Consider the following 21924-nt stretch of genomic DNA (forward strand, 5'->3'; position numbering starts at 1 on the left):
ATTACGGCCTTAGTATAGGATAGATGTAGGGATTTAGATATTTACAAATATATTTTTAAAACATAATCAGTTCTTTTTTCACGTCCCTAATCATATTTACTAATATAAGGGACAAGTTAAAGGAGTTGATGTTAGTGAATCCGACAATCGTTATTTCCATCATGGTTGGGGTTATCGTACTATTACTTGTTGTTGGGACTTCATTTAAGCCGATGCGTTTTCTTGTACAAGGAACGGTTAAATTAGGCATTGGGATTTTATTTTTATTCTTTTTTAATGTAATTGGTGGTTCATTTGGGTTACATATTCCGATTAATTTATTTACTGCAATTGTTTCGGGATTCTTAGGGTTATTTGGAGTTGCGTCTCTTGCAGCAATCCATATGCTTATCCTTCCTTAATTAAAAGTTTCAAAGATTTATAGTATAGCTTCCGTTAAACATGGACAAACTAATTACTAGTTTAACGGAGGTGGGGAAAATGGAAGAAAGAATAGTAGAATTTAAACATTGTGGAATTTGCGAGGAAGAAAAGGTGCGCGGCATACATGTCTACAATATGTTTATTTGCACCGAGTGTGAATATAATATGATTCATACCGAACCTCGTGAGGAAAAGTATAATTATTACTTACAAAAACTAAAAAATATTAACCAACCTACACTATTTTCATAGAATGTAAAACAGGTCTTTGCATATTCTCTTGCAAAGGCTTTTTTGTTATGATATTAGTATTAGTTCTCGAAAGGAAAATAAAAATGAACCAACAAGAGATGCCATTACTTAAGCATTTGATAAAATTTAGCAAACAAAAGCCAATATCCTTTCACGTTCCAGGGCATAAAAGCGGTGAAATCTTACCGGAAATAGCAAAACCGTATTTTCAATCGATGTTACCTATTGATTTAACAGAACTAACTGGACTAGATGACTTACATGCCCCACAAGGTGTAATCGCACAAGCTCAATTACTTGCTGCAGATTATTTTGGTGCGGATCATACATTTTTCTTAGTAGGCGGCAGTACTGCAGGGAACATTGCGATGATCCTTTCAACGTGTACACCAGGTGATAAAATCATTGTGCAGCGTAATAGCCATAAATCGATTATGAATGGACTAGAGCTTAGTGGTGCAAAGCCAATTTTTGTTAGTCCGGAATATGATGAAAAGGTCCATCGTTATACAGCGCCAAGTTTCCAAACCATTCAGCAAGCTATTTTACACCATCCAGATGCGAAAGCAGTTGTTTTAACGTATCCGGATTATTTTGGAAATACATACAATATCAAAAAGATGATTGATTTTGCCCATGAGTACAATATTCCGGTATTAGTGGATGAAGCACATGGGGTTCACTTTTCGATTGGGGAGCCTTTTCCTAAGTCAGCACTAGCGTTAGGTGCTGATGTTGTCGTTCAGTCTGCGCATAAAATGGCACCTGCAATGACGATGGCTTCGCTTTTACATGTTAAATCAAACTATGTAACAAAGGAAAAGGTCGCGCATTACTTACAGGTAATCCAGTCAAGTAGCCCGTCTTATCCATTAATGGCTTCTCTTGATATAGCGAGGCATTTTCTAGCCAATCTATCTCGAGAAGATGTTAACGAAATAATCACTAGTGCTACTATACTTCGGGATATTTTTGAACGTGGAGGGCTTTGGAACGTAATACAAAGTCATGATCCTTTAAAGCTTACGTTACATGTTAAGGAAGGATTATCTGGGTTTGAAGTAGCTAAGATGTTTGAGGAGCATCATGTTTATCCAGAGCTTGCGACAGAAAAACAAGTGCTGTTCATTCATGGCTTAAAGGAGTTTGAACGTTTTTCAGAAATAGAGAAAATCGTAAATTCCATGAACGAACGATATAAATATAAGCCAAATCATGCTACAATAGACTTAGATGATTTATTTCCAGAACCCATAAATGGACTAGCTTTAAGCTATCATGACATGTTCCATTTACCAAAGAAGCAGGTTCTATTGAAAGAGGCAATCGGTATGATTGCGGCAGAAGCGATTATTCCTTATCCGCCCGGTATTCCAGTAATATTAAAGGGTGAGCGAATTTTAGAGGAACAGGTTAGGCTAATTCAGCATTTAATACAGCAAGGAGCAACCATACAGCACCAGGATATCGAACAAGGTATACAGGTTTTTATTGGTAATTAAAGGAGAAGAAAAATTTGAGTGGTTATTTTATAACGTTTGAAGGTGGCGAAGGGGCAGGAAAAACTTCTATTCTTCACGCTTTAGCAGAAAAGCTACAACAGTTAGGATATGATGTGGTCACAACACGTGAACCAGGTGGTATTGATATTGCAGAGAAAATCCGCCATATTATTCTTAATCCGTTACATACGGCAATGGATGGAAGAACAGAGGCGCTACTATATGCAGCAGCTAGAAGACAACATTTAGTAGAAAAGGTTTTCCCCGCACTAAAAGAGGGAAAAATTGTACTATGTGATCGTTTTATTGATAGCAGTTTAGCATACCAAGGTTATGCAAGAGGACTTGGGATTGATGAAGTATTTACGATTAATCAATTTGCGATACAAGATGCAATGCCGGATTTAACTCTATTCTTTGATATTGAACCTAGTAAGGGGTTAGAAAGAATATCAGTAAATAAGGATAGAGAGCGCAATCGGTTAGATTTAGAAAACATAGATTTTCATGAAAAAGTTTATGAAGCCTATCAATTATTAATAAAACGATTCCCAGAAAGAATTCACGTTATTAATGCAGATCAGACGATGAACAAAGTGGAAGAAGACAGCCTATCATTAATAACCCAGTATTTAAATACAATAGAGTAAAGGGGGTTAGCATATGAAGTTAATCATGGCAGTTATCCAGGATAAGGATTCCAATCGATTAACAGATGCACTTGGAAAAAGTAATTATAAGTCTACAAAGCTTGCAACAACTGGTGGATTTTTAAAAGAAGGAAATACAACGTTAATTATCGGTTGTGAAGATGAGTATGTAGATGATGTGTTGCAAATCATTAAAGACAACTGCTCGCAACGTGAACAGATGGTAGCACCGATTTCACCAATGGGTGGAAATGCAGATTCTTATATTCCTAGACCTGTTAAAGTTGAGGTTGGCGGAGCAACCGTGTTTGTTTTACCGATTGAATCTTTTTTTCAATTTTAAAGTAGACTGTGGAAAGGGGCTGGGCTAATGAAGATAAGTCAGGAAATATTAAAGCAAGTCGATACTTCGCAAAAAAATGTTCGTACAATGAAGCAAAATCAACCTTCCTTTGAATCGCTGGTTCAGTCCCAAGCCCAAAAAATGCAAGCCTCTGAATTGCAGAGGTTAATGAGTGATATTACGGTTCAAGGGGATCGTTTAGCGCGATTTCGATCTTTTAAGGATTTGGTGAAGTTTAAGCGGCTTATTAAGCGGTTTTTAGAGGAAGCGGTTTCGAATGGGTTGGATTTGCAGAAGTCGCTAAGTTTTAGTTATACGGGTAGTAGCCGGAATTTGACGTTGGTTAAGGCGATTGATGAGAAGTTGATGGAGTTAACGGAAGAGATTATGAGTCAGGAAAAGAAGTCGGTGGATTTGTTGGGTTTGATTGGGGAGATTAAGGGTCTGCTGATTAACATATATACTTGATTTTTGGTTGTTGTGCTAGATCCGCGGTCCGAATACACTTCGCTTTTACTTCCAGCACAGGGGCGACATCTGCTCGAGACTACCTCGCAGTGTCTACCTTGCCGTGGGCGGCTGGTGAGCCTCCTCGGGGCTAAAGCTCCTGTGGGGTCTCACCGATGCCTATCCTCCCACAGGAGTCTTCGTGTATTCGGACCGCTCACAGCAACAACTATATTTGGGTTTTCAATACGCAACCCATTATCATAAATCATTTTTATAATTTTATATGAAATACTATGAAATAAATGGACGAGTTGTGAGGAAGGTTTTTTATGGAGACGTGGTCTGAGGTGGCTGTGGTTCAGCCGATGGTGTGTAGGGTTATTACGAATAGTATTGAGAAGGGCCGGATTTCGCATGCTTATTTACTTCAGGGTGCGCGTGGGACGGGGAAGGAAGCAATTGCGGTGTTGATTGCGAAGGTCTTGTTCTGTAAAAATAAATCTGGTGTTAATCCTTGTTTAGCCTGCACCGATTGTAAGCGAATTGATTCGCATAATCATCCTGATGTCCATTGGATTGAACCGGATGGTCAATCTATCAAAATCGAACAGATTAAAAACTTACAAAAAGAATTTACCTATTCTGGTCTAGAGTCTGATCAGAAAGTTTATATAATAAAAGGTGCCGATACCCTAACGGCTAATGCAGCAAATCGTATTTTGAAATTTTTAGAAGAACCTAGCAAAAAAACAACGGCAATCATGATGACAGAGAATAGTCAGGCTATATTACCTACGATTCGTTCTAGGTGTCAAATTATTGATCTTCAGCCATTAAACCCAATTCACTTTAGACAAAAATTAATAGAATCAGGGTTAAATGAACAAAGTGCAAAATTAATGAGTGCTTTAACGAATAATTTAGAAGAAGCAATGGAATGGAGCCAAGATGAGTGGTTTGCCGTAGCTAGAAAGTTAGTGGTACAATTAGTAGAAGTATTTACAGATAATTCAAATGATGTATATTTGTTTATACACAATCATTGGTTATCTACCTTTAAAGACAGAGCACAGTTAGAGCAAGGAATCGATTTATTGCTATTAGCTTTTAAAGATATACTGTACTATCACTTGGAAAATGAGGAAGCGTTAATCTTTTTCCAGCAAGACGAGAGACTGGAGCGTCTAGGTATGTATTTTTCACAGGAGAAATTAGTCTCTATTTTACATGATTTACTAGATGCTAAAAGAAAATTGAAGCAAAATGTTCATCCGACTCTTGTGATGGAACAGCTGACACTTCAAATAGAGAGGTGAAAAAATGATTGGGGTCATTGGTGTCCGTTTTAAAAAAGCGGGTAAAATATATTATTTCGATCCAGCTGGGCTTGATATCGAAGTTGATAGCTATGTCATCGTTGAAACAGTTCGGGGGATTGAGTTTGGTAAAGTAGTTATTGCCAATAAACAAGTTGACGAGGAAGATGTTGTTCTTCCATTAAAGAAAGTTCTTCGTCTAGCAACAGATCAAGATAAATTAACCGTAATGGAAAATAAAGAATATGCCGATCAAGCATTTGCCGCATGTACAGAGAAAATCGAAGAGCATGTGTTAGATATGAACTTAGTTGATGTGGAATATACATTTGATCGCAATAAGATTATTTTCTACTTTACAGCAGACGGACGAGTAGACTTCCGTGAACTGGTAAAAGATTTAGCCACCATGTTTAAAACGCGAATTGAATTAAGACAAATTGGAGTCCGTGACGAGGCAAAAATGCTTGGTGGGATTGGTCCTTGTGGTAGAATGTTATGTTGTTCCACTTTCTTAGGGGATTTTGAGCCAGTTTCCATTAAAATGGCAAAGGATCAAAACTTGTCTCTTAACCCAGCAAAAATATCTGGTTTGTGTGGAAGACTTATGTGTTGTCTAAAATATGAGAATGATGAATATGAAGAAGCAAAACGTGAGCTTCCGGATTTAGGTGAACATGTCAAAACACCACATGGAAGAGGACAAGTTGTTGGTCTAAATATTCTTGATCGCGTAATTCAAATTGAAATTCCAGCAAAAGAACGTGTTATTGAATATACCTTGGATGAACTCATCGAAGAAGGAATTGTGACAGCTCAGGGCCAAGAATAATGGAGTGAGTCGACTTGCAAAAAAGACAAATATTTGACCAAGTATCCGATATGGAAAAACAAATTGGTGAATTATATGAACAACTAGGTGACTTAAAAGGGAAGCTTAGTGATTTACTAGAGGAAAATCATCGCTTAGCTATGGAGAATCATCATTTGCGAAATCGGTTAGATGTATTCGAACCTGACCAGGATGTTGCTGGTGAGGAATTTACGAAGATGCCGAGTGAGGGTTATGATAATTTAGCTAGGCTGTATGAGGAAGGTTTTCATATTTGTAATTTAGAATTTGGAAGCCCGAGACGAAATGAAGATTGTATGTTTTGTTTAGATTTTCTTAGTAAAAAGAAATAACATATAATATAGCTGTCTGGTTAAGATTAAATCCAGACAGCTTTTCTTTGTTTTGGTTTCTATGCCGGAACCGCGGCCAGAATACACTCCGCTTTCCACGGGGTGACCGGTGAGCCTCCTCGGACTACGTCCTGCGGGGTCTCACCCTGGGGCTGCGATTACTCGCCCCATCGAAGACCGTTTGCTCACTATTCCCGTAGGAGTCTCCGTGTATTCTGGCCGCTCAGTGCAATAAAATTAATTAAATTCTCCTATTTCATATTTTTTAAGAAATATTACTTTCACTATTAGAAAGGATTTAGATTATGGTTGAGTTGTTTGGTGATGAGAGGTTGGATTATTTGGTGGCGGATGAGGGGATGCAGATTATTCAGAGTCCTACTGCTTTTTCCTTTTCACTGGATGCGGTGTTGCTTTCGAATTTTGCCCAAATACCAATGAAACGTGGTAAGATTCTTGATTTATGCAGTGGCAATGGCGTCATCCCGCTCCTTTTGTCTAGAAAAACGAAAGCTAGTATAGTTGGTGTAGAAATACAGGACAGGATTATTAGTATGGCAAAGCGTAGTGTGGAGCTTAATAACCTGAACGAGCAAATTAGAATGATTCATGGAGATATCCGAAATGTAAAGGAAGAATTGGGACATTCTAGCTTTGATGTGGTAACCTGTAATCCACCATACTTTAAAACCCCATCTAGTACAGAGCATAATCAAAATGAGCATCTAACGATTGCAAGACATGAAGTGCTTTGTACGTTAGAAGATGCGGTAAAAGCTTGTAAACTACATGTTAGACCTGGTGGGAAGGTCGCGATGGTGCATAGACCTGGACGTCTTGTTGATATTCTAGAGACGTTCCGTGCATATAAATTAGAACCAAAGCGCATCCGCCTTGTTTATCCAAAAAAAGGTCGAGAGGCGAATATGCTGTTAGTTGAAGGCATTCGCGATGGAAAAGCAGATTTACATATCTTGCCTCCACTATTTATTTATAACGAAGATGGTACATACACTGAGGAAGCAAAGGAGATTATCTATGACTGATCAAGAGCATACAGTATATATACTAAAATGTGGTGACGGCTCATTATATACAGGCTACACGAATGACCTAGAAAATCGAATCAAGATGCATGAATCAGGTAATGGAGCTAAATATACCCGTGGACGTGGTCCTTTTCAAGTAATGTTTGTGGAAAAATTCCCTACGAAAGAAGAAGCGATGAAAAGGGAATATGAGATTAAGCAGTTAACTAGAAAAGGGAAATTCCAATTAATCCGGGATAAATTGAAAGAGGTTATGCAATATGATAGTACAAAAGAGCTTTGAGACGCATGATGTAGGGTCTTTGTATATTGTACCGACGCCAATTGGGAATTTAGAAGACATTACCTACCGAGCACTTTCTATTTTAAAATCAGTTTCGGTTATTGCGGCTGAAGATACGAGGAATACGAAGAAACTATTAAATCATTTTGAGATTTCAACACCGCTTATTAGCTATCATGAGCATAATAAACATGGACGCGAAGAGCAGCTGCTTGAAAGATTAGCAAACGGTGAATCTATCGCGTTAGTAAGTGATGCAGGTATGCCAGCCATTTCAGATCCCGGATATGAAATCGTAAAAGCGGCAACCGAACAGGAATATCCTGTCATTGTGCTTCCTGGTGCAAATGCTGCTTTATGTGCATTAGTAGGGTCGGGATTACCGAATAAAGAGTTTTTATTTTACGGCTTCCTTCCAAGGAAGCAAAAGGATAAAGAGGCAGAACTTGAACGATTAGGGCGTTTGCAAGCAACGATTCTTTTCTATGAGTCCCCATATCGAATTAAGGAAACACTTAAGTCTATCCAGAAAACACTCGGAAACCGTCCTATCGCCATTGCTCGTGAACTAACGAAACGCTTTGAAGAATATGTACGTGGAACCGTGGATGAGTTAGTAGAATGGGCAAATGAAAATGAACCTAAGGGTGAGTTTTGTATAGTAGTAGAGGGTAGTTCAGAGCCGGAAGAAGTAGAAAAAGAAGCTTGGTGGGAAAACTTAGAGCTAAGTGACCATGTGAAGCATTATATGGAGGAAGGTATGTCCAGTAAAGACGCTATTAAGCAAGTAGCAAAAGATAGAAACCTTCCGAAACGAGAAGTATATCAAGCCTATCATGTGTAAAAAAGAGCTCAACTTTAACGGTAAATAGTTTAGTATTTATGGAGAAAATTTAAATGAAAGTATAAATGTAGTGCTAATTCTTATAGGATTTAGCACTATTTTTTTGTTTTTATATTATAGCCACTGGATTGAATGTACTGTGAATTGTATGCTATTTGGTACGATAACTCCTAGTTAAATTGCGGGTTAATTAAGAATTTAGGGTGTTGAAAAAGTCTCATAATTATAATACGATTTATACATAGTAATTCTAGGTATATAGTTATTTTACTTAAATAAAAAGGATAGATGTCAATATAGGATAATTTAAAGGGGGAAATTTTGTGGCAAAAAGATATAACGTAGGTTCCTTTTATTTAATACTTGTTTGTTTTGGATTAGGGCTTTATTCGCTGTATTCTAATCTTAATCATACTTGGATGATCGCACAACCAAATTATATTTTATTAGTATTTAGTTTATTAGCTTTTGTTTTTGGCATAATTGGTTTTAAAGATAAAAGGAATTGGCGAACGAAAATTAGAAGTTGGTTCACTATAATTTTGTCACTATTAATGGCTATTGTTCTCTCCCTGGCGGTTTTGTTAACGCTATTTGCATCTTCACTTGGCGCGAATGAATACATAAAAACAGTGCAGTCTCCTGATGGTAAGTATACAATTGATTTTTATCGTTATGATGCAGGAGCTCTAGGCTCACATGGGATAAGAGGGGAATTAAACGGACCGCTCTGGTTTAAGAAACGAATATATTATCGTGATAGAGAAGAGCAAGTTGAAGTGGAATGGAAGAATAATAGCACTATATCAATTAACAATCACACCCTAAATTTAAAAAAAGGAGAAACATACGGATATTAGTGATCATCTTTTTTTATTTGTAAAATCCAATAATGTTTTTTGAATATTATGTTAGTATTAAGTATAGAACTAATGGAGCGAGTTTGTTGAATTAGGCTATTTATTAAGGGGATACATAATGGAGAAAAAGAACAGATTTATTATTATAGGACTGATATCAATTTGTTTTGTATTGATAACAGCTTTTGGGTTTAAACAATACAAAGAGAACCAACAATTTGAAAGATATTTATCTTTCACACTGGTAAATGATATTTCTATATTATCATCCTCAACAGTAATGAATAGTAATTATTTAGAAGAAATTATTGAGAAGGAACAAATAACTAAAGAGCAATTAGACTATTTACAATCAAATTATGTAGAGATTTATAGAAGAGGAGAAAAAGTAGTCAACCTTGCAGAAGACTGGTTAAAACGTAAAGAGGATGAGAACCATTTTGCTAATCCTTATCCTGTATATATGGCATCATACTTTGGAATATATTTAAGAAAATTGGATGAGGCAGAATTGAGTAATAATAATACTTTTGTGTTGTCTTCGGATCAAGTAGAGAAATTTAAATTGATGAAGTCTGTTAATGATGAATGGGTAAGAGCAATTCTAGATAATATAGAGGGTATGCATTCACCGACAATAACGGAATTAGAAAATGGAGCAGATATTGCTACTGATAGTTATTTTCAAACATATAGAGAAGAAATGATAAATTCCGAAGATTGGATAGAAATGATAAAACAAATGCAAAGCTCATCTAAACCACATGAAAATGAGGTAGAATATTTCAAAGATGAAAAGTAAATTCTATGAGAATATTTATACTTCAAGTAACGGGTACATTACGTGAAAGCAAAATACAAAGTATTAAAAGAAGCTTAGAAATAAACCGGACGCCAATTGTTATGATTTGAGTGTCCAACAATTGGGACCGGTTCCATATTTTTAAGTACTTTGATGTTAATTAGGTTTTTTAATATATCGGTGTTTTTTGTATGGTTTTTAACGTGATTTTTGCTTCTTCAGCTTATCTGAACTACCTATTTAAAACGAGACTGAATTTCCTCAATTAGTAGTTTTGCTCCTTCAGGGCTTAATACGATTTTACCGTTAGCCAATGAAATATTTTCATCAGATGATTCCCCAGTAATTTGGCACGCCATATTTGGTTGATATTTTTTCAATACTACTTTGTCATTGTCTACATAAATTTCAAGTGGGTCCTTGATGTTGATATCTAAAGTTCTACGTAGCTCAATCGGGATTACTACTCTTCCAAGTTCATCTACTTTTCTTACAATACCAGTAGATTTCATAAATATTCCCCTCCTTATTATAAGCCTATTTCGTCACTTTTCGACATATTTCTTTGCTATATTAGCAAACCTCTCCTATATCTGTCAAATTTATTAATACAATAATAGGAAAATTTTATGAATTAACATTCTTTGTTTTCATACCCATTATTTCGGGACCCTAAACCAAAAAATGCAAAAAAACTTATAAATATCCAGTTACAATATAAAAAATATGCCTGTCTACACCATGTTTGGTCTAAAATATCTTCTTAGCGCCAATAATTCAAGGTAGATGTTATTTTTATAATATGAAAAAATGGAAATCTATAGTTAAAATCGATACAATAGAAGAATCATAAAAGGTTGCGAGGAGGCCATTTGATGAGTGAGAAGAAAACGTTTTATATTACAACACCGATTTATTATCCAAGTGGTAAATTACATATAGGACATGCTTATTCCACAGTTGCAGGAGATGCCATATCTCGATATAAGCGTATGCGTGGCTATGATGTAATGTACTTAACTGGTACAGATGAGCACGGTCAAAAAATTCAACGTAAAGCAGAAGAAAAGGGTGTAACCCCGCAGGAATACGTAGATGAAATTGTAAGTGGGATTCAGCAGCTTTGGAAAAAGCTAGAAATAACAAACGATGACTTTATCCGTACAACGGAAGAACGTCATAAAAAAGTCGTGGCGAAGATTTTTGATCAATTAGTGAAACAAGGCGATATTTATTTAGATCAATATGAAGGCTGGTATTGTACTTCTGATGAGTCCTTCTTTACCGAGCGCCAACTCGTAAATGGGCATTGCCCGGATTGTGGTGGCAAGGTAGAAATGGTGAAAGAAGAGTCTTATTTCTTTAAAATGAGTAAATATGTAGATCGTTTAGTTCAATATTACGATGAGCATCCAGAGTTTATCCAACCAGAAAGCCGTAAAAATGAAATGCTTAATAACTTTATTAAGCCAGGTTTAGAAGATTTAGCGGTTTCTAGAACGACGTTTGACTGGGGAGTTAAAGTTCCAGGGGATCCGAAGCATGTTATTTACGTTTGGATTGATGCGCTAAGTAACTATATTACGGCAATTGGCTATGGCTCTGAAAATGAAGATAAATTCAAGAAATACTGGCCAGCTGACGTCCATTTAATGAGTAAGGAGATTGTTCGTTTCCATACGATTTATTGGCCAATTATGTTGATGGCATTAGATTTACCACTTCCTAAAAAAGTGTTTGCTCATGGTTGGATTTTAATGAAGGACGGTAAAATGTCTAAATCGAAAGGGAATGTAGTAGACCCGGATAGCTTAATTGATCGCTATGGTCTTGATGCATTACGTTATTATTTACTACGTGAAGTACCATTTGGTTCAGACGGAGTATTTACACCAGAAGGCTTTGTAGAGCGTACGAACTTCGACTTAGCAAATGATTTAGGAAATCTATTAAACCGTACTGTTGCCATGATTGAAAAATACTTTGATGGTGAGCTTCCAGAATATCGTCTTGCGGAAACAGAAGTAGATGAATCACTAGAGGCGACGATTAAAGAAACAATCAAACAAGTAGAAGATGCACTAGAAGACATGCAGTTCTCTGTCGCTCTATCCTCTATTTGGCAATTGATAAGTAGAACGAATAAATACATCGATGAGACTACACCGTGGATTCTAGCAAAGGATGAAGCGAATAAAGCTAGACTAGGAAATGTAATGGCTCATCTAGCAGACTCTCTGCGTATCGTAGCTGTTATGCTTCAACCATTCTTAACCAAATCACCAGCTGAGATGTTTAAGCAACTTGGTGTACAGGATGAGGCTTTAAAAGAATGGGATAGCATTTATGAGCTAGGACAAATTAATCCTGGCACGAAGGTTGTAAAAGGTGCACCATTATTCCCACGTCTAGAAGTGGAAGAGGAAGTAGCAGCTATTAAAGCGATGATGCAAGGTCCTGCGGTAGAAGAAAAAGAAGAAGAGAAGCTAGAAGATAAAAAAGCTGAAATAGTCTATGATGATTTTATGAAACTAGATATGCGTGTAGCAGAAGTTATTCATGCTGAAAAAATGAAAAAAGCAGATAAACTACTAAAACTACAGCTAGATTTAGGTAGCGAAAAACGCCAAGTCATTTCAGGAATCGCAAAATACTATACACCAGAAGAAATGATAGGCAAAAAAGTCATCTGCGTCACAAACCTAAAACCAGTAAAACTACGCGGAGAAATGTCAGAAGGCATGATCCTATCAGGCGAAGACCAAAACGGCAACCTATCCCTAGCAACCACAGACCAAACCCTACCAAACGGTTCGGTAGTTAAATAACAGTTTTCTATAATAAAAAATTGTAGTTGTTTTATTATAGATATGGTTTTTACCACGGAGCAGGCAGAATACACGGAGACTCCTGCGGGAGGAAAGGCAAAGGTGAGACCCCTAGATGCCCCTGCGTCTGAAAGCGATGCTCTGTAGCAAGCTTCCTCGGGGAAAGGCAGCAAAGAAGTCTACTCAAGTAGTAGCCTGGCTCACAGCCGCCCGCGGAAAGCGGAGTGTATTCTGCCTGCGGACATGGTAGGTGGCAGACATAGAATTTATAAAGGTCAGCATACTACATTTGTAGATTCTGACCTTTTCCTATAGAAAGGACGATAACATGCTATTCGATACACACGTACACTTAAACGCAACCCAATTCCTAGAAGACCGCGACCAAGTCATCAAACGCGCATTTGACACCGGTGTCAATCATATGGTCGTCGTAGGATTTGACCGCGAAACTATCCCACTAGCAATAGAAATAGCAGAACAACACGAAACCATTTATGCGGCAGTAGGCTGGCACCCGGTAGATGCTATCGATATGACCAACGAAGACCTCGCATGGATTGAAGAATTATCACAACACCCCAAAGTCGTAGCCATTGGTGAAATGGGCTTGGACTATCATTGGGATAAATCACCAAAAGATATTCAAAAAGAAGTATTTCGCAAACAAATTCAATTAGCCAAAAAAGTGAACATGCCAATCATTATCCACAATCGCGAAGCAACAGAAGACATCATCGAAATATTAAAGGAAGAAAACGCTAAAGAAGTTGGCGGAATTATGCACTGTTACAATGATTCTGTCGATTATGTCCAAACATGCCTCGACATGAATTTCTATATTTCGTTAGGTGGACCAGTGACCTTTAAGAATGCACCAATGCCAAAGGAAGTAGCAAGCGTTGTACCAATCGATCGTTTACTCATCGAAACGGACGCTCCATACTTAGCTCCACACCCAAATCGTGGCAAACGAAATGAACCAGCATTTGTAAAATTAGTAGCTGAAAAAATTGCAGAAATAAGACAAATATCTTACGAAGAAATATGTGAAAAAACGACTAAAAACGCATTCGAAGTTTTCGGAATAAAATAGTAGTTGGGGTAAATTTTACTACAAATTTCATATTTTATTCATATTTTTAGATAGAAAAGACTAGAAATACGCTAGTCTTTTTTTCGTGCTTAAAAGCTAGTAATAGCAACGGTTTTTGAGACTTTTAAGACTTGTTGACAAGCGCATTGTAATAAAACTGTAAAGTAACCGTAATCCTATAAATATTTACTTTTACATAATAGTGTCTATATAATCAATTCGAATAAGGAGGCAAGATGCATGCGAATTCTTTCAAAGCTATTGCCGGCCTCGAAACGGATGCTGGTTATTTCAAATATTGGTATAATTGCTCTTTTAGCATTTGCCAGTCTAATACTATTTCATGCTACTCAAAAAGAAATAGTATTCGCTGAAAATGGGAAAGATAGAACAATTGCTACACATGCTGATACTGTAAAAGAACTACTAGAAGAAGTAGGAATTGAAGTCGGAGAGCATGATGCGCTATCACATGATATAAGTGCAGAGATTGCAGACGGAATGAAAATAGAATACAAAAAAGCAAATAAAGTTGTCGTAACAATAGATGGCGAAGAACAAACATACTTTACAGTTGCCGATACAGTTGGAGATTTTCTAAAAGAAAAGAATCTCTCTTTCTCTGAACATGATGAACTTTCTGTAGCCTTAGATACTGCGATTAAAGATGGAATTAACGTTACCGTTGAGCAAGCATTCCAAATATCGATTCAAGATGGCGGGAAAGAAGAAAAGGTTTGGACAACAGGTGGATCTGTAGAGGAATTGTTAAAGTCTCGAAATATTGAATTATCAGAGCTAGACAAAATTAAGCCAGCTCTTGATAAAACAATTACAAAAGATACTACAATCTCCATTGTTCGAATTGAAAAGAAAGTAGAGGAAGTAACGGATTCCGTCGCTTTCGATACAGAAACACGACATGATAGTTCTTTAGAAAAAGGAAAAGAAAAGGTTATTTCAGCTGGTGAAGAAGGTTCCGTTGTCAAAACATATGAAATTACGTATGAAAATGGCAAAGAGGTTGACCGTGAACTAGTAAGTGAAGAAGTAACAAAAGAAAGTAAGAACCGAATTGTAGCAGTAGGAACAAAAGAACCACAAAATCTAGTTGCGCTATCATCAGGTAGTGGCAAAGAATTTACGATGACAGCAAGCGCATTTACTGCTCTATGTAGTGGTTGTTCTGGATATACAGCTACCGGTTTAAATCTAAAAGCAAATCCAAACATGAAAGTCATTGCAGTTGATCCAAGTGTCATCCCTCTCGGCACTAGAGTGTGGGTAGAAGGCTATGGAGAAGCAATTGCTGGTGACACCGGTGGTCACATCGTAGGAAACCGCATCGATATCCACGTCCCAACAAAGGCAGACGCATATCAATGGGGCGTACGAAAAGTAAAAGTAAAAATTTTAGATTAATGAAAACCGTGCTCTTACCATGTTATAGTGGTAAGAGCATATTTTATTATGAAATAAAGTTATACTATATAAATAGACTTCACTTTTAAGTGTTTCCCCTTAGTGGCAATATACAAGGAGACTAATGTGGTAGGATGCATAGTGTATATGGACCGGAAAGTAGGTCAGAGGGTAGGTTTATTTTGTATAAAGCGAGGAAGAATCATTGAAAATAAAAGAAATAATCGTCGTTGAAGGAAAAGATGATACAACTAAAATAAAACTAGCGGTCGACGCAGACACGATCGAAACTAACGGCTCAGCCATAAATCAAAAAACCTTACAACAAATAAAACACGCCAAAGAAAAACGTGGCGTGATCATATTCACTGACCCAGACTACCCAGGCGAACGGATCAGGCAAATTATTAATAATGCCATACCAGGGTGTAAGCACGCATTCCTAACAAGAGATAACGCCCGTGCAAAGCATCCCACTAACAAAAGTCTAGGAATTGAACATGCCTCTGTAGAAGCCATAAGAAAGGCATTAGAGGATGTATATGAACTGTCTGAGGTGGAAGAGACTGATATTACGAAAGAAGATCTTATTCACCATCAGTTAATTGGTGGGCCGGGTGCGAGTAGAAGACGAGAACAGCTCGGGGAACTATTACAAATTGGTCACACGAATGGAAAACAATTACTGAAACGTCTAAACATGTTTCAAATATCAAAAGCACAATTTGAAGAAGCGTTAAGTAAGTTAAATCAGGAGGACATTCATGGATAAGAAATATATCGCAACCCCAATCAGAACAAGAGAAATACTACAAAAATACGCTTTTACCTTTAAAAAGAGTCTCGGACAAAATTTCTTAATTGATGTGAATGTACTCAAAAACATTATTGGTCATGCAGGAATAGATAAGACGACAGGAACGATGGAAATTGGTCCTGGTATTGGGGCATTAACGGAGCAACTTGCCATCCACTCTGATAAAGTCGTTGCTTTTGAAATTGACGGGCGCCTGTTACCGATATTAGAGGACACATTATCTGATTATGATAATATACGAATTGTTCATGAAGATATTTTAAAAGCGGATGTACACAACGTCATAAAAGAAAACTTTGAAGAAGGCCAGCCAATCCATATCGTAGCTAACTTACCTTATTACATTACGACACCAATTTTAATGAAATTGCTACGGGAAGGCTTACCGGTGGAAAGTATTACCGTTATGATTCAGAAGGAAGTAGCTGACCGTATGGCTGCGCAGCCTAATACGAAAAGCTATGGATCGTTAACGATTGCAGTACAATACTATACCGAAGCAAAAGTGGTCATGAATGTTCCAAAAACGGTATTCATGCCACAGCCAAATGTGGATTCCAGCATATTAAAGCTGGTAACTCGAAATGAGCCTCCAGTACAGGTAGAGGATGAGGATTATTTTTTCACTTTAGTACAAGCAGCATTTGCACAAAGGAGAAAAACACTCCGCAACAATCTTACTAGTCACTTCAAAGGCGTGTTCGATAAAGATACTATAAATGAACAACTTGAAGCGATTGGTATTGACGGTACAAGACGTGGCGAATCACTCGATATGCAAGAATTTAGCACTCTTGCTAACGCTTTTTACAAGTTACAACAGGATAATTAGAAGGTGCCAGGTCATGGCACCTTTTTTATATTGGTTAAAGCACGTATAAGGCACTTTACTCATAACCTATAGAGGAGAATGCTTTCATGTACATGAAAGCTGTGAGGTGTATATATGGAGCGTAAATTAGTAGGTGAACTAGTCACAAGGAAATCATATCATCATGATTTATTATTTCGAGTCTCATCCATCAAACAGGGTAAAGCAATTCTTTACGGAGAAGATATACGATTAGAAGCAGATGCCCCGTTAGATGATCTAACAAAGGTCGAAGAAAGAGAATTGCAAAAGAGACGACAAAAAGGAAAAGAACAAGAAGAATTTTCTTACCGGTTGTTTCGCCAAGATTACCAGTTGATGAAGGAAAAGCGCGATTACCAATCTACAGATGGGTATCAATATGCAGAGTACTTTCAAATACCTGCTAAAGTCCTCCATCTAGATGGGGATCAAACATACTTAAGGAAATGTATCAGTTTATATCAACGATTAGGATTACAAGTGCACGGAGTTCATTTGAACGAAAAAGAAATGCCATTTCACATACACTCGCTAATTGAAAAAATTCAACCAGATATTATTGTCATAACCGGACACGATTCATTTTCCAAAAGTAAAGGTACGAAACAGGATTTACGAGCATATCGCCATTCTAAATATTTTGCAGAGACTGTCAGAGAAGCAAGAAAAATGGTTCCACACCTTGACCAGTTAGTTATTTTTGCAGGAGCATGTCAGTCCCATTTTGAATCGTTAATCCGCGCAGGAGCGAATTTTGCCAGCTCTCCGCATCGAATTAACATTCATGCCTTAGATCCAGTCTATATCGCAGCTAAGATAGCGTATACACCGTTTATGGAGAAGGTCAGTGTATGGGATGCACTTCGTAATACAATGACAGGAGAGAAGGGAATGGGTGGCGTGGAAACGAAAGGATTACTCCGAACTGGTTTACCTTATTTAATTGAGGATGAATCAGAATCAAGTAATTCCATTCAGACGGAACAATAGGGCATAGCTCGACTTGCTAGAAAAAGGAAGTCGAGTTTTGTTTTTTATTCAAATACGGTGCCACTAGGACTTTTATCACTAAAATCCAAAAAAATATACATATTATGTTAACATTTAGAAATAATAAGACCAATAACTAGAATTTACTTGTTGACAGTAAAAAACGTATCTTGTTATAATATAAGATTTTATTTGACTTTGAAACAAGCATATGTTATAGTTAACTTACAGTGAGGTGGAGTGTATTGGCTAAAACATTAACCGAAATTAAGCAAGGTCTTGAGTGTCAAATTGGGAAGCGATTAACGTTAAAAGCTAATGGTGGCAGAAGAAAGACGATAGAAAGAACGGGAATTTTAGCAGAAACGTATCCTTCTGTATTTATCGTAGAACTAGATCAAGATGAGAATGCTTTCGAACGTGTTTCATACAGCTATGCAGACGTACTAACAGAAACAGTAGAACTTAACTTCAATGATGAACATACAAAAATGATGTTAATGGATCAGTAGCCTAATGGTTTACTGATCTTTATTTTTTGGTTATAATTATTTGACAATTTTTAATTTTTAACATAGGGGGGAGAACATGAGCTCACTTGAAACGGCTACATTGGAAGATGTATGGAAGGATATTGAGGCAAAACTATCCGATAAGAAAGAGCCTTACGCAGGAACAACGGCTACATATGAAATTCAAATTACGGATGAGGATGCTAGCTACGTGTTACGTTTTGATAATGGCAACTTATCGATTCATGCAGGAGCCGCTGAAAATGCTGATTGTACTTTAAAAATGAAGGATGCTATCTTTAGAAAATTTTTAGCAGGAAATCTCAATAGTATGACTGCGTTTATGACGGGGAAACTTAAAGTAGACGGTAATATTGGATTAGCACTCAAGTTAGAAAGTATGCTGAAGGAATATCAGTTTTAGTCATATTTTTCCTTGTTTACCTACATATAACTAGGCTAACTCCTCCATTAATGCAAAGAATATAAATGTCGTAACAGGTTATAACACGAAAGGGGTTGTTCTTCTTTGGGTAGACGTGGGATTATGTCTGACCAGTTGAAAGAAGAAATTGCAAAAGAGTTAGGCTTTTACGACACGGTTCAAAAAGAAGGTTGGGGCGGTATTAAGGCAAGGGATGCCGGGAACATGGTGAAACGTGCAATTGAAATAGCCGAGCAAAACTTATCGAGCAGATCATAAGAGGTCTGCTCTTTTTAATTTATATAAAAGTATAACTACAGGTACAGACCATGACACGAATAGTCAACAGCGATCTAGAGACTAGATAAACTTTATCAGTTTCCTAATTTAATGCTCCAGCATTGAATAGGGTTTAGATAAGCCTCATCAGTTCCCTTCTTTATCGCCCCAGCACTAAATAGGGTTTATATAAACTCCGACTGTTCCCGTATATATTTCTTGAGCGGCATCAGAAGAACCATATTACAAGTCGCAACCGTTTTTAATATATGTTACAATTTCCATACATGAAAAAAGTAGGTGACGGAGATGACTCACTTTGAGAAAGCGCCTGCTAAAATCAATCTATCGCTTGACGTTTTACGTAAACGTGATGATGGTTATCATGATGTGGAAATGATAATGACGACCGTTGATTTAGCAGATCGAATTGAGTTAAATACCTTGGAAGAAGATCGGATTGAAGTTTCATTATGGAGCAGGTACGTTCCGAATGATGAGAGGAATTTAGCCTATAAGGCTGCTAAGGCATTTAAACAAAAATATAATATTACAAAAGGGGTCCATATTAAGATTGAGAAGGTAATTCCAGTATCGGCAGGGCTAGGTGGTGGTAGCACGGATGCTGCTGCGGTATTACGCGGGTTAAATCAATTATGGAACATGGATATTCCATTAGATGAATTAGCAGATCTTGGATCAACCTTAGGATCGGATATTCCGTTTTGTGTTTATGGTTCAACTGGAATTGCTAAAGGATTCGGAGAAATAGTGGAAAAGTTACCATCACCCCCACCATTTTGGGTCGTATTAGCTAAGCCAAATATTGGTGTTTCGACTCGAACCATTTTTCAACGAGTGAAAATGGACGAGATTATCCACCCGAATACGGAAGCCGTTGTGGAAGCATTGTATGAAAAGGACTTTGATAAGCTTTGTAAAAATATCGGTAACTCCCTAGAACCGATTACCTCATCCCTGCACCCAGAAGTAAACAGGATAAAAGAAAAAATGAGACAAGCTGGTGCGTCTGGAGTATTAATGAGCGGTAGTGGTCCGACGGTTTACGGATTAGTAGAACAACAAAGTAAAGCACAGCGAATTTACAATGGAATGAAAGGCTTTTGCCAAGAAGTTTATTTAGTAAGACTAATCGGCTAGCACTTGCTAAATACGTATAATGGTGGTATGTTTAGATATAATAATTCGGTTTTAGAGGTGAAGGCATGAAAAGAAGTGGACGTTTAGTTGCAATTACGAACTTTTTTCTAGAAAACCCTAGAGTGCATAAGAACTTACCATCATTTGCAGAAAAGTATAATGCAGCAAAAGCTTCTATCAGTGAAGATTTGGACATTATAGACCAAATGTTTAGAGCGGAAGGTTTAGGATATTTAAAACGATTAGCGGGTTCTGCAGGCGGCGTAATGTTTATCCCTGAAGCATCGACAGAGAAGGGAATAGAATTTGTTGATCAGCTATGTCAACGCTTAAAGGATCCAAATCGTATTCTCCCGGGCGGATATTTATATATGAGCGATATTTTGGGTGAGCCGAATACTGTACGTGAAATTGGACGGATATTTGCTTCAAACTTCTCAAAATTAGATATAGATGTTGTCGTAACGGTCGCTACCAAAGGAATCCCCCTGGCATATGCAGTTGCATCCTTCTTAAATGTTCCAGTCGTTATTGTGCGAAGAGATCCAAAGGTGACAGAAGGTTCCTCGGTAAGTATTAATTATGTCTCTGGTTCATCTAGAAAAATCCAGACGATGGTACTTCCAAAACGGAGCTTGAAGGAAGGCTCTAACGTATGTATTATCGATGACTTTATGAAGGCTGGCGGCACGATTAATGGTATCGTAAGTCTATTAAAAGAATTTAATACGAATGTTAAAGCAATTGGAGTACTAGCAGAAGCTGATGATGAAGAAGAAGAGCGTGTAGTGAATGAATATTTGTCGCTCGTAAAAATATCTGATGTAGATATTAAAGAAAACTTTATTTCGGTGCAGCGTGGTAATTTCATTTAGTTATTTTTGAAGACTAGCCTTTAGAGGATAGTCTTTTTTTTAGTAAAATAGTAAAAAATACTCTAATATTTTACTTTTTGTGTAAATTATTAAACTTTTTTCAAAAACTAAGCAGGAATTTTCAAATTTTTGTAGAATTTAATTAACTAACTCGAAGACGAAAAGGTGGTGAATCAGCATGGAAGTAACTGACGTAAGATTACGCCGTGTTAATACGGAAGGTAGAATGCGTGCCATCGCATCTATTACGTTAGATCAAGAATTTGTCGTTCATGATATCCGAGTAATCGATGGAAATAATGGATTATTCGTAGCAATGCCATCTAAACGAACTCCTGATGGTGAATTCAGAGATATCGCACATCCGATAAACTCTAATACTAGGGCTAAAATCCAAGAAGCAGTATTAGAAGAATATCGCCGTGCAGGTGAAGAAGTGGAATTTGAGGAAGCTGGGGCTTCCTAAGAATTGAAACCCTTTTCAACTAGAGGTCTAATCTCCTAAAGATTAGCCTTCTTTTTTTGTTCCTCTAAGAATAATTCTCCTACTTTGAAAGAATACTACTTCGTTTAGCTTTCTCATGTAGTTTTTTACCCACCGGTTTTGCTTCCAATTGGTTGAAATCAACTGTCTTTTAAGATATAGTCAAAATGGATATTTATTAGAATATGATGATGGAGACATCGATCTTAAATATTGGAGGTTAT

The 21924-nt window shown here is 37.1% G+C and carries 27 protein-coding genes; 26 read left to right on the forward strand and 1 reads right to left on the reverse strand.

What is annotated here, in order from left to right; translation table 11 throughout:
• Positions 1–134: 134 nt before the first annotated feature.
• From AB1K81_RS11535 to AB1K81_RS11600, 14 genes are all read left to right on the forward strand, one after another.
• Positions 135–401 (forward strand): pro-sigmaK processing inhibitor BofA family protein, encoded by a 267-nt coding sequence (locus AB1K81_RS11535; RefSeq protein ID WP_412976782.1) that lies wholly within the window; start codon positions 135–137, stop codon positions 399–401.
• Positions 402–480: 79 nt separating this feature from the next.
• Positions 481–675, forward strand: coding sequence for a sigma factor G inhibitor Gin (locus AB1K81_RS11540; protein ID WP_412976783.1), 195 nt, complete (start codon positions 481–483; stop codon positions 673–675).
• An 83-nt stretch (positions 676–758) separates the two neighbouring features.
• A complete protein-coding gene (locus AB1K81_RS11545; protein ID WP_412976784.1) occupies positions 759–2177 on the forward strand; it encodes an aminotransferase class I/II-fold pyridoxal phosphate-dependent enzyme in 1419 nt (472 codons plus the stop codon).
• 14 nt (positions 2178–2191) lie between these two features.
• Positions 2192–2827, forward strand: coding sequence for a dTMP kinase (gene tmk / locus AB1K81_RS11550; protein WP_412976785.1), 636 nt, complete (start codon positions 2192–2194; stop codon positions 2825–2827).
• 13 nt (positions 2828–2840) lie between these two features.
• Positions 2841–3170: a cyclic di-AMP receptor DarA gene (locus AB1K81_RS11555; RefSeq protein WP_412976786.1), complete on the forward strand. Its 330-nt coding sequence runs from the start codon at positions 2841–2843 to the stop codon at positions 3168–3170.
• Between the two features lie 27 nt (positions 3171–3197).
• The gene (locus AB1K81_RS11560; protein ID WP_412976787.1) at positions 3198–3638 is read left to right on the forward strand and encodes a YaaR family protein; all 441 of its coding nucleotides are present in this window, start codon (positions 3198–3200) and stop codon (positions 3636–3638) included.
• Positions 3639–3949: 311 nt separating this feature from the next.
• Positions 3950–4936, forward strand: coding sequence for a DNA polymerase III subunit delta' (gene holB, locus AB1K81_RS11565; protein WP_412976788.1), 987 nt, complete (start codon positions 3950–3952; stop codon positions 4934–4936).
• Positions 4937–4940: 4 nt separating this feature from the next.
• Positions 4941–5768, forward strand: a complete 828-nt coding sequence (locus AB1K81_RS11570; protein ID WP_412976789.1) for a PSP1 domain-containing protein — start codon at positions 4941–4943, stop codon at positions 5766–5768.
• A gap of 14 nt (positions 5769–5782) precedes the next feature.
• The gene (gene yabA, locus AB1K81_RS11575) at positions 5783–6121 is read left to right on the forward strand and encodes a DNA replication initiation control protein YabA (protein ID WP_412976790.1); all 339 of its coding nucleotides are present in this window, start codon (positions 5783–5785) and stop codon (positions 6119–6121) included.
• 305 nt (positions 6122–6426) lie between these two features.
• Positions 6427–7167: a tRNA1(Val) (adenine(37)-N6)-methyltransferase gene (locus AB1K81_RS11580; RefSeq protein ID WP_412976791.1), complete on the forward strand. Its 741-nt coding sequence runs from the start codon at positions 6427–6429 to the stop codon at positions 7165–7167.
• A complete protein-coding gene (locus AB1K81_RS11585; RefSeq protein ID WP_412976792.1) occupies positions 7160–7453 on the forward strand; it encodes a GIY-YIG nuclease family protein in 294 nt (97 codons plus the stop codon). The genes AB1K81_RS11580 and AB1K81_RS11585 overlap by 8 nt, the downstream gene beginning before the upstream one ends.
• Complete coding sequence (gene rsmI, locus AB1K81_RS11590; RefSeq protein WP_412976793.1) at positions 7431–8297, forward strand: 16S rRNA (cytidine(1402)-2'-O)-methyltransferase; 867 nt, start codon at positions 7431–7433, stop codon at positions 8295–8297. Before AB1K81_RS11585 ends, rsmI begins: the two co-directional genes overlap by 23 nt.
• Before the next feature lie 323 nt (positions 8298–8620).
• A complete protein-coding gene (locus AB1K81_RS11595) occupies positions 8621–9157 on the forward strand; it encodes a DUF5412 family protein (RefSeq protein ID WP_412976794.1) in 537 nt (178 codons plus the stop codon).
• Between the two features lie 118 nt (positions 9158–9275).
• Entirely contained in the window at positions 9276–9959 is a 684-nt protein-coding gene (locus tag AB1K81_RS11600) for a hypothetical protein (protein WP_412976795.1), read from the forward strand.
• 236 nt (positions 9960–10195) lie between these two features.
• On the opposite strand, the gene abrB is transcribed toward AB1K81_RS11600, so the two are convergent.
• On the reverse strand, positions 10196–10471 hold the full coding sequence (gene abrB / locus AB1K81_RS11605) for a transition state genes transcriptional regulator AbrB (protein ID WP_412976796.1): 276 nt from the start codon (positions 10469–10471) through the stop codon (positions 10196–10198).
• Positions 10472–10834: 363 nt separating this feature from the next.
• Here abrB and metG point away from each other — a divergent pair, with 363 nt between their 5' ends.
• The 12 genes from metG (at position 10835) to spoVG (ending at position 21682) form a co-directional block, all read left to right on the forward strand.
• Positions 10835–12787 carry a methionine--tRNA ligase gene (gene metG / locus AB1K81_RS11610; RefSeq protein ID WP_412976797.1) on the forward strand — a complete coding sequence of 651 codons (1953 nt, stop codon included), beginning with the start codon at positions 10835–10837 and terminating at the stop codon, positions 12785–12787.
• A 328-nt stretch (positions 12788–13115) separates the two neighbouring features.
• The gene (locus AB1K81_RS11615; RefSeq protein ID WP_412976798.1) at positions 13116–13883 is read left to right on the forward strand and encodes a TatD family hydrolase; all 768 of its coding nucleotides are present in this window, start codon (positions 13116–13118) and stop codon (positions 13881–13883) included.
• Between the two features lie 240 nt (positions 13884–14123).
• Positions 14124–15305, forward strand: a complete 1182-nt coding sequence (locus tag AB1K81_RS11620; RefSeq protein WP_412976799.1) for a ubiquitin-like domain-containing protein — start codon at positions 14124–14126, stop codon at positions 15303–15305.
• Positions 15306–15510: 205 nt separating this feature from the next.
• Positions 15511–16077: a ribonuclease M5 gene (gene rnmV, locus AB1K81_RS11625; RefSeq protein WP_412976800.1), complete on the forward strand. Its 567-nt coding sequence runs from the start codon at positions 15511–15513 to the stop codon at positions 16075–16077.
• Positions 16070–16954: a 16S rRNA (adenine(1518)-N(6)/adenine(1519)-N(6))-dimethyltransferase RsmA gene (gene rsmA / locus AB1K81_RS11630; protein ID WP_412976801.1), complete on the forward strand. Its 885-nt coding sequence runs from the start codon at positions 16070–16072 to the stop codon at positions 16952–16954. Before rnmV ends, rsmA begins: the two co-directional genes overlap by 8 nt.
• Positions 16955–17068: 114 nt before the next feature.
• Positions 17069–17965: a sporulation peptidase YabG gene (gene yabG, locus AB1K81_RS11635; protein WP_412976802.1), complete on the forward strand. Its 897-nt coding sequence runs from the start codon at positions 17069–17071 to the stop codon at positions 17963–17965.
• Positions 17966–18210: 245 nt separating this feature from the next.
• Positions 18211–18477, forward strand: coding sequence for a biofilm formation stimulator Veg (gene veg / locus AB1K81_RS11640; RefSeq protein ID WP_412976803.1), 267 nt, complete (start codon positions 18211–18213; stop codon positions 18475–18477).
• A gap of 76 nt (positions 18478–18553) precedes the next feature.
• On the forward strand, positions 18554–18901 hold the full coding sequence (locus AB1K81_RS11645) for an SCP2 sterol-binding domain-containing protein (protein WP_412976804.1): 348 nt from the start codon (positions 18554–18556) through the stop codon (positions 18899–18901).
• A gap of 105 nt (positions 18902–19006) precedes the next feature.
• Positions 19007–19180, forward strand: coding sequence for a small, acid-soluble spore protein, alpha/beta type (locus AB1K81_RS11650; protein WP_412976805.1), 174 nt, complete (start codon positions 19007–19009; stop codon positions 19178–19180).
• Between the two features lie 309 nt (positions 19181–19489).
• Positions 19490–20341 carry a 4-(cytidine 5'-diphospho)-2-C-methyl-D-erythritol kinase gene (gene ispE, locus AB1K81_RS11655; protein WP_412976806.1) on the forward strand — a complete coding sequence of 284 codons (852 nt, stop codon included), beginning with the start codon at positions 19490–19492 and terminating at the stop codon, positions 20339–20341.
• 65 nt (positions 20342–20406) lie between these two features.
• The gene (gene purR, locus AB1K81_RS11660) at positions 20407–21216 is read left to right on the forward strand and encodes a pur operon repressor (RefSeq protein ID WP_412976807.1); all 810 of its coding nucleotides are present in this window, start codon (positions 20407–20409) and stop codon (positions 21214–21216) included.
• A gap of 178 nt (positions 21217–21394) precedes the next feature.
• Positions 21395–21682, forward strand: a complete 288-nt coding sequence (gene spoVG, locus AB1K81_RS11665) for a septation regulator SpoVG (RefSeq protein WP_412976808.1) — start codon at positions 21395–21397, stop codon at positions 21680–21682.
• The last annotated feature ends 242 nt before the right edge of the window (positions 21683–21924 follow it).

This window comes from Ornithinibacillus jepli, assembly GCF_047228935.1.
In the GTDB taxonomy this organism is placed as follows: Bacteria; Bacillota; Bacilli; order Bacillales; family Amphibacillaceae; genus Ornithinibacillus.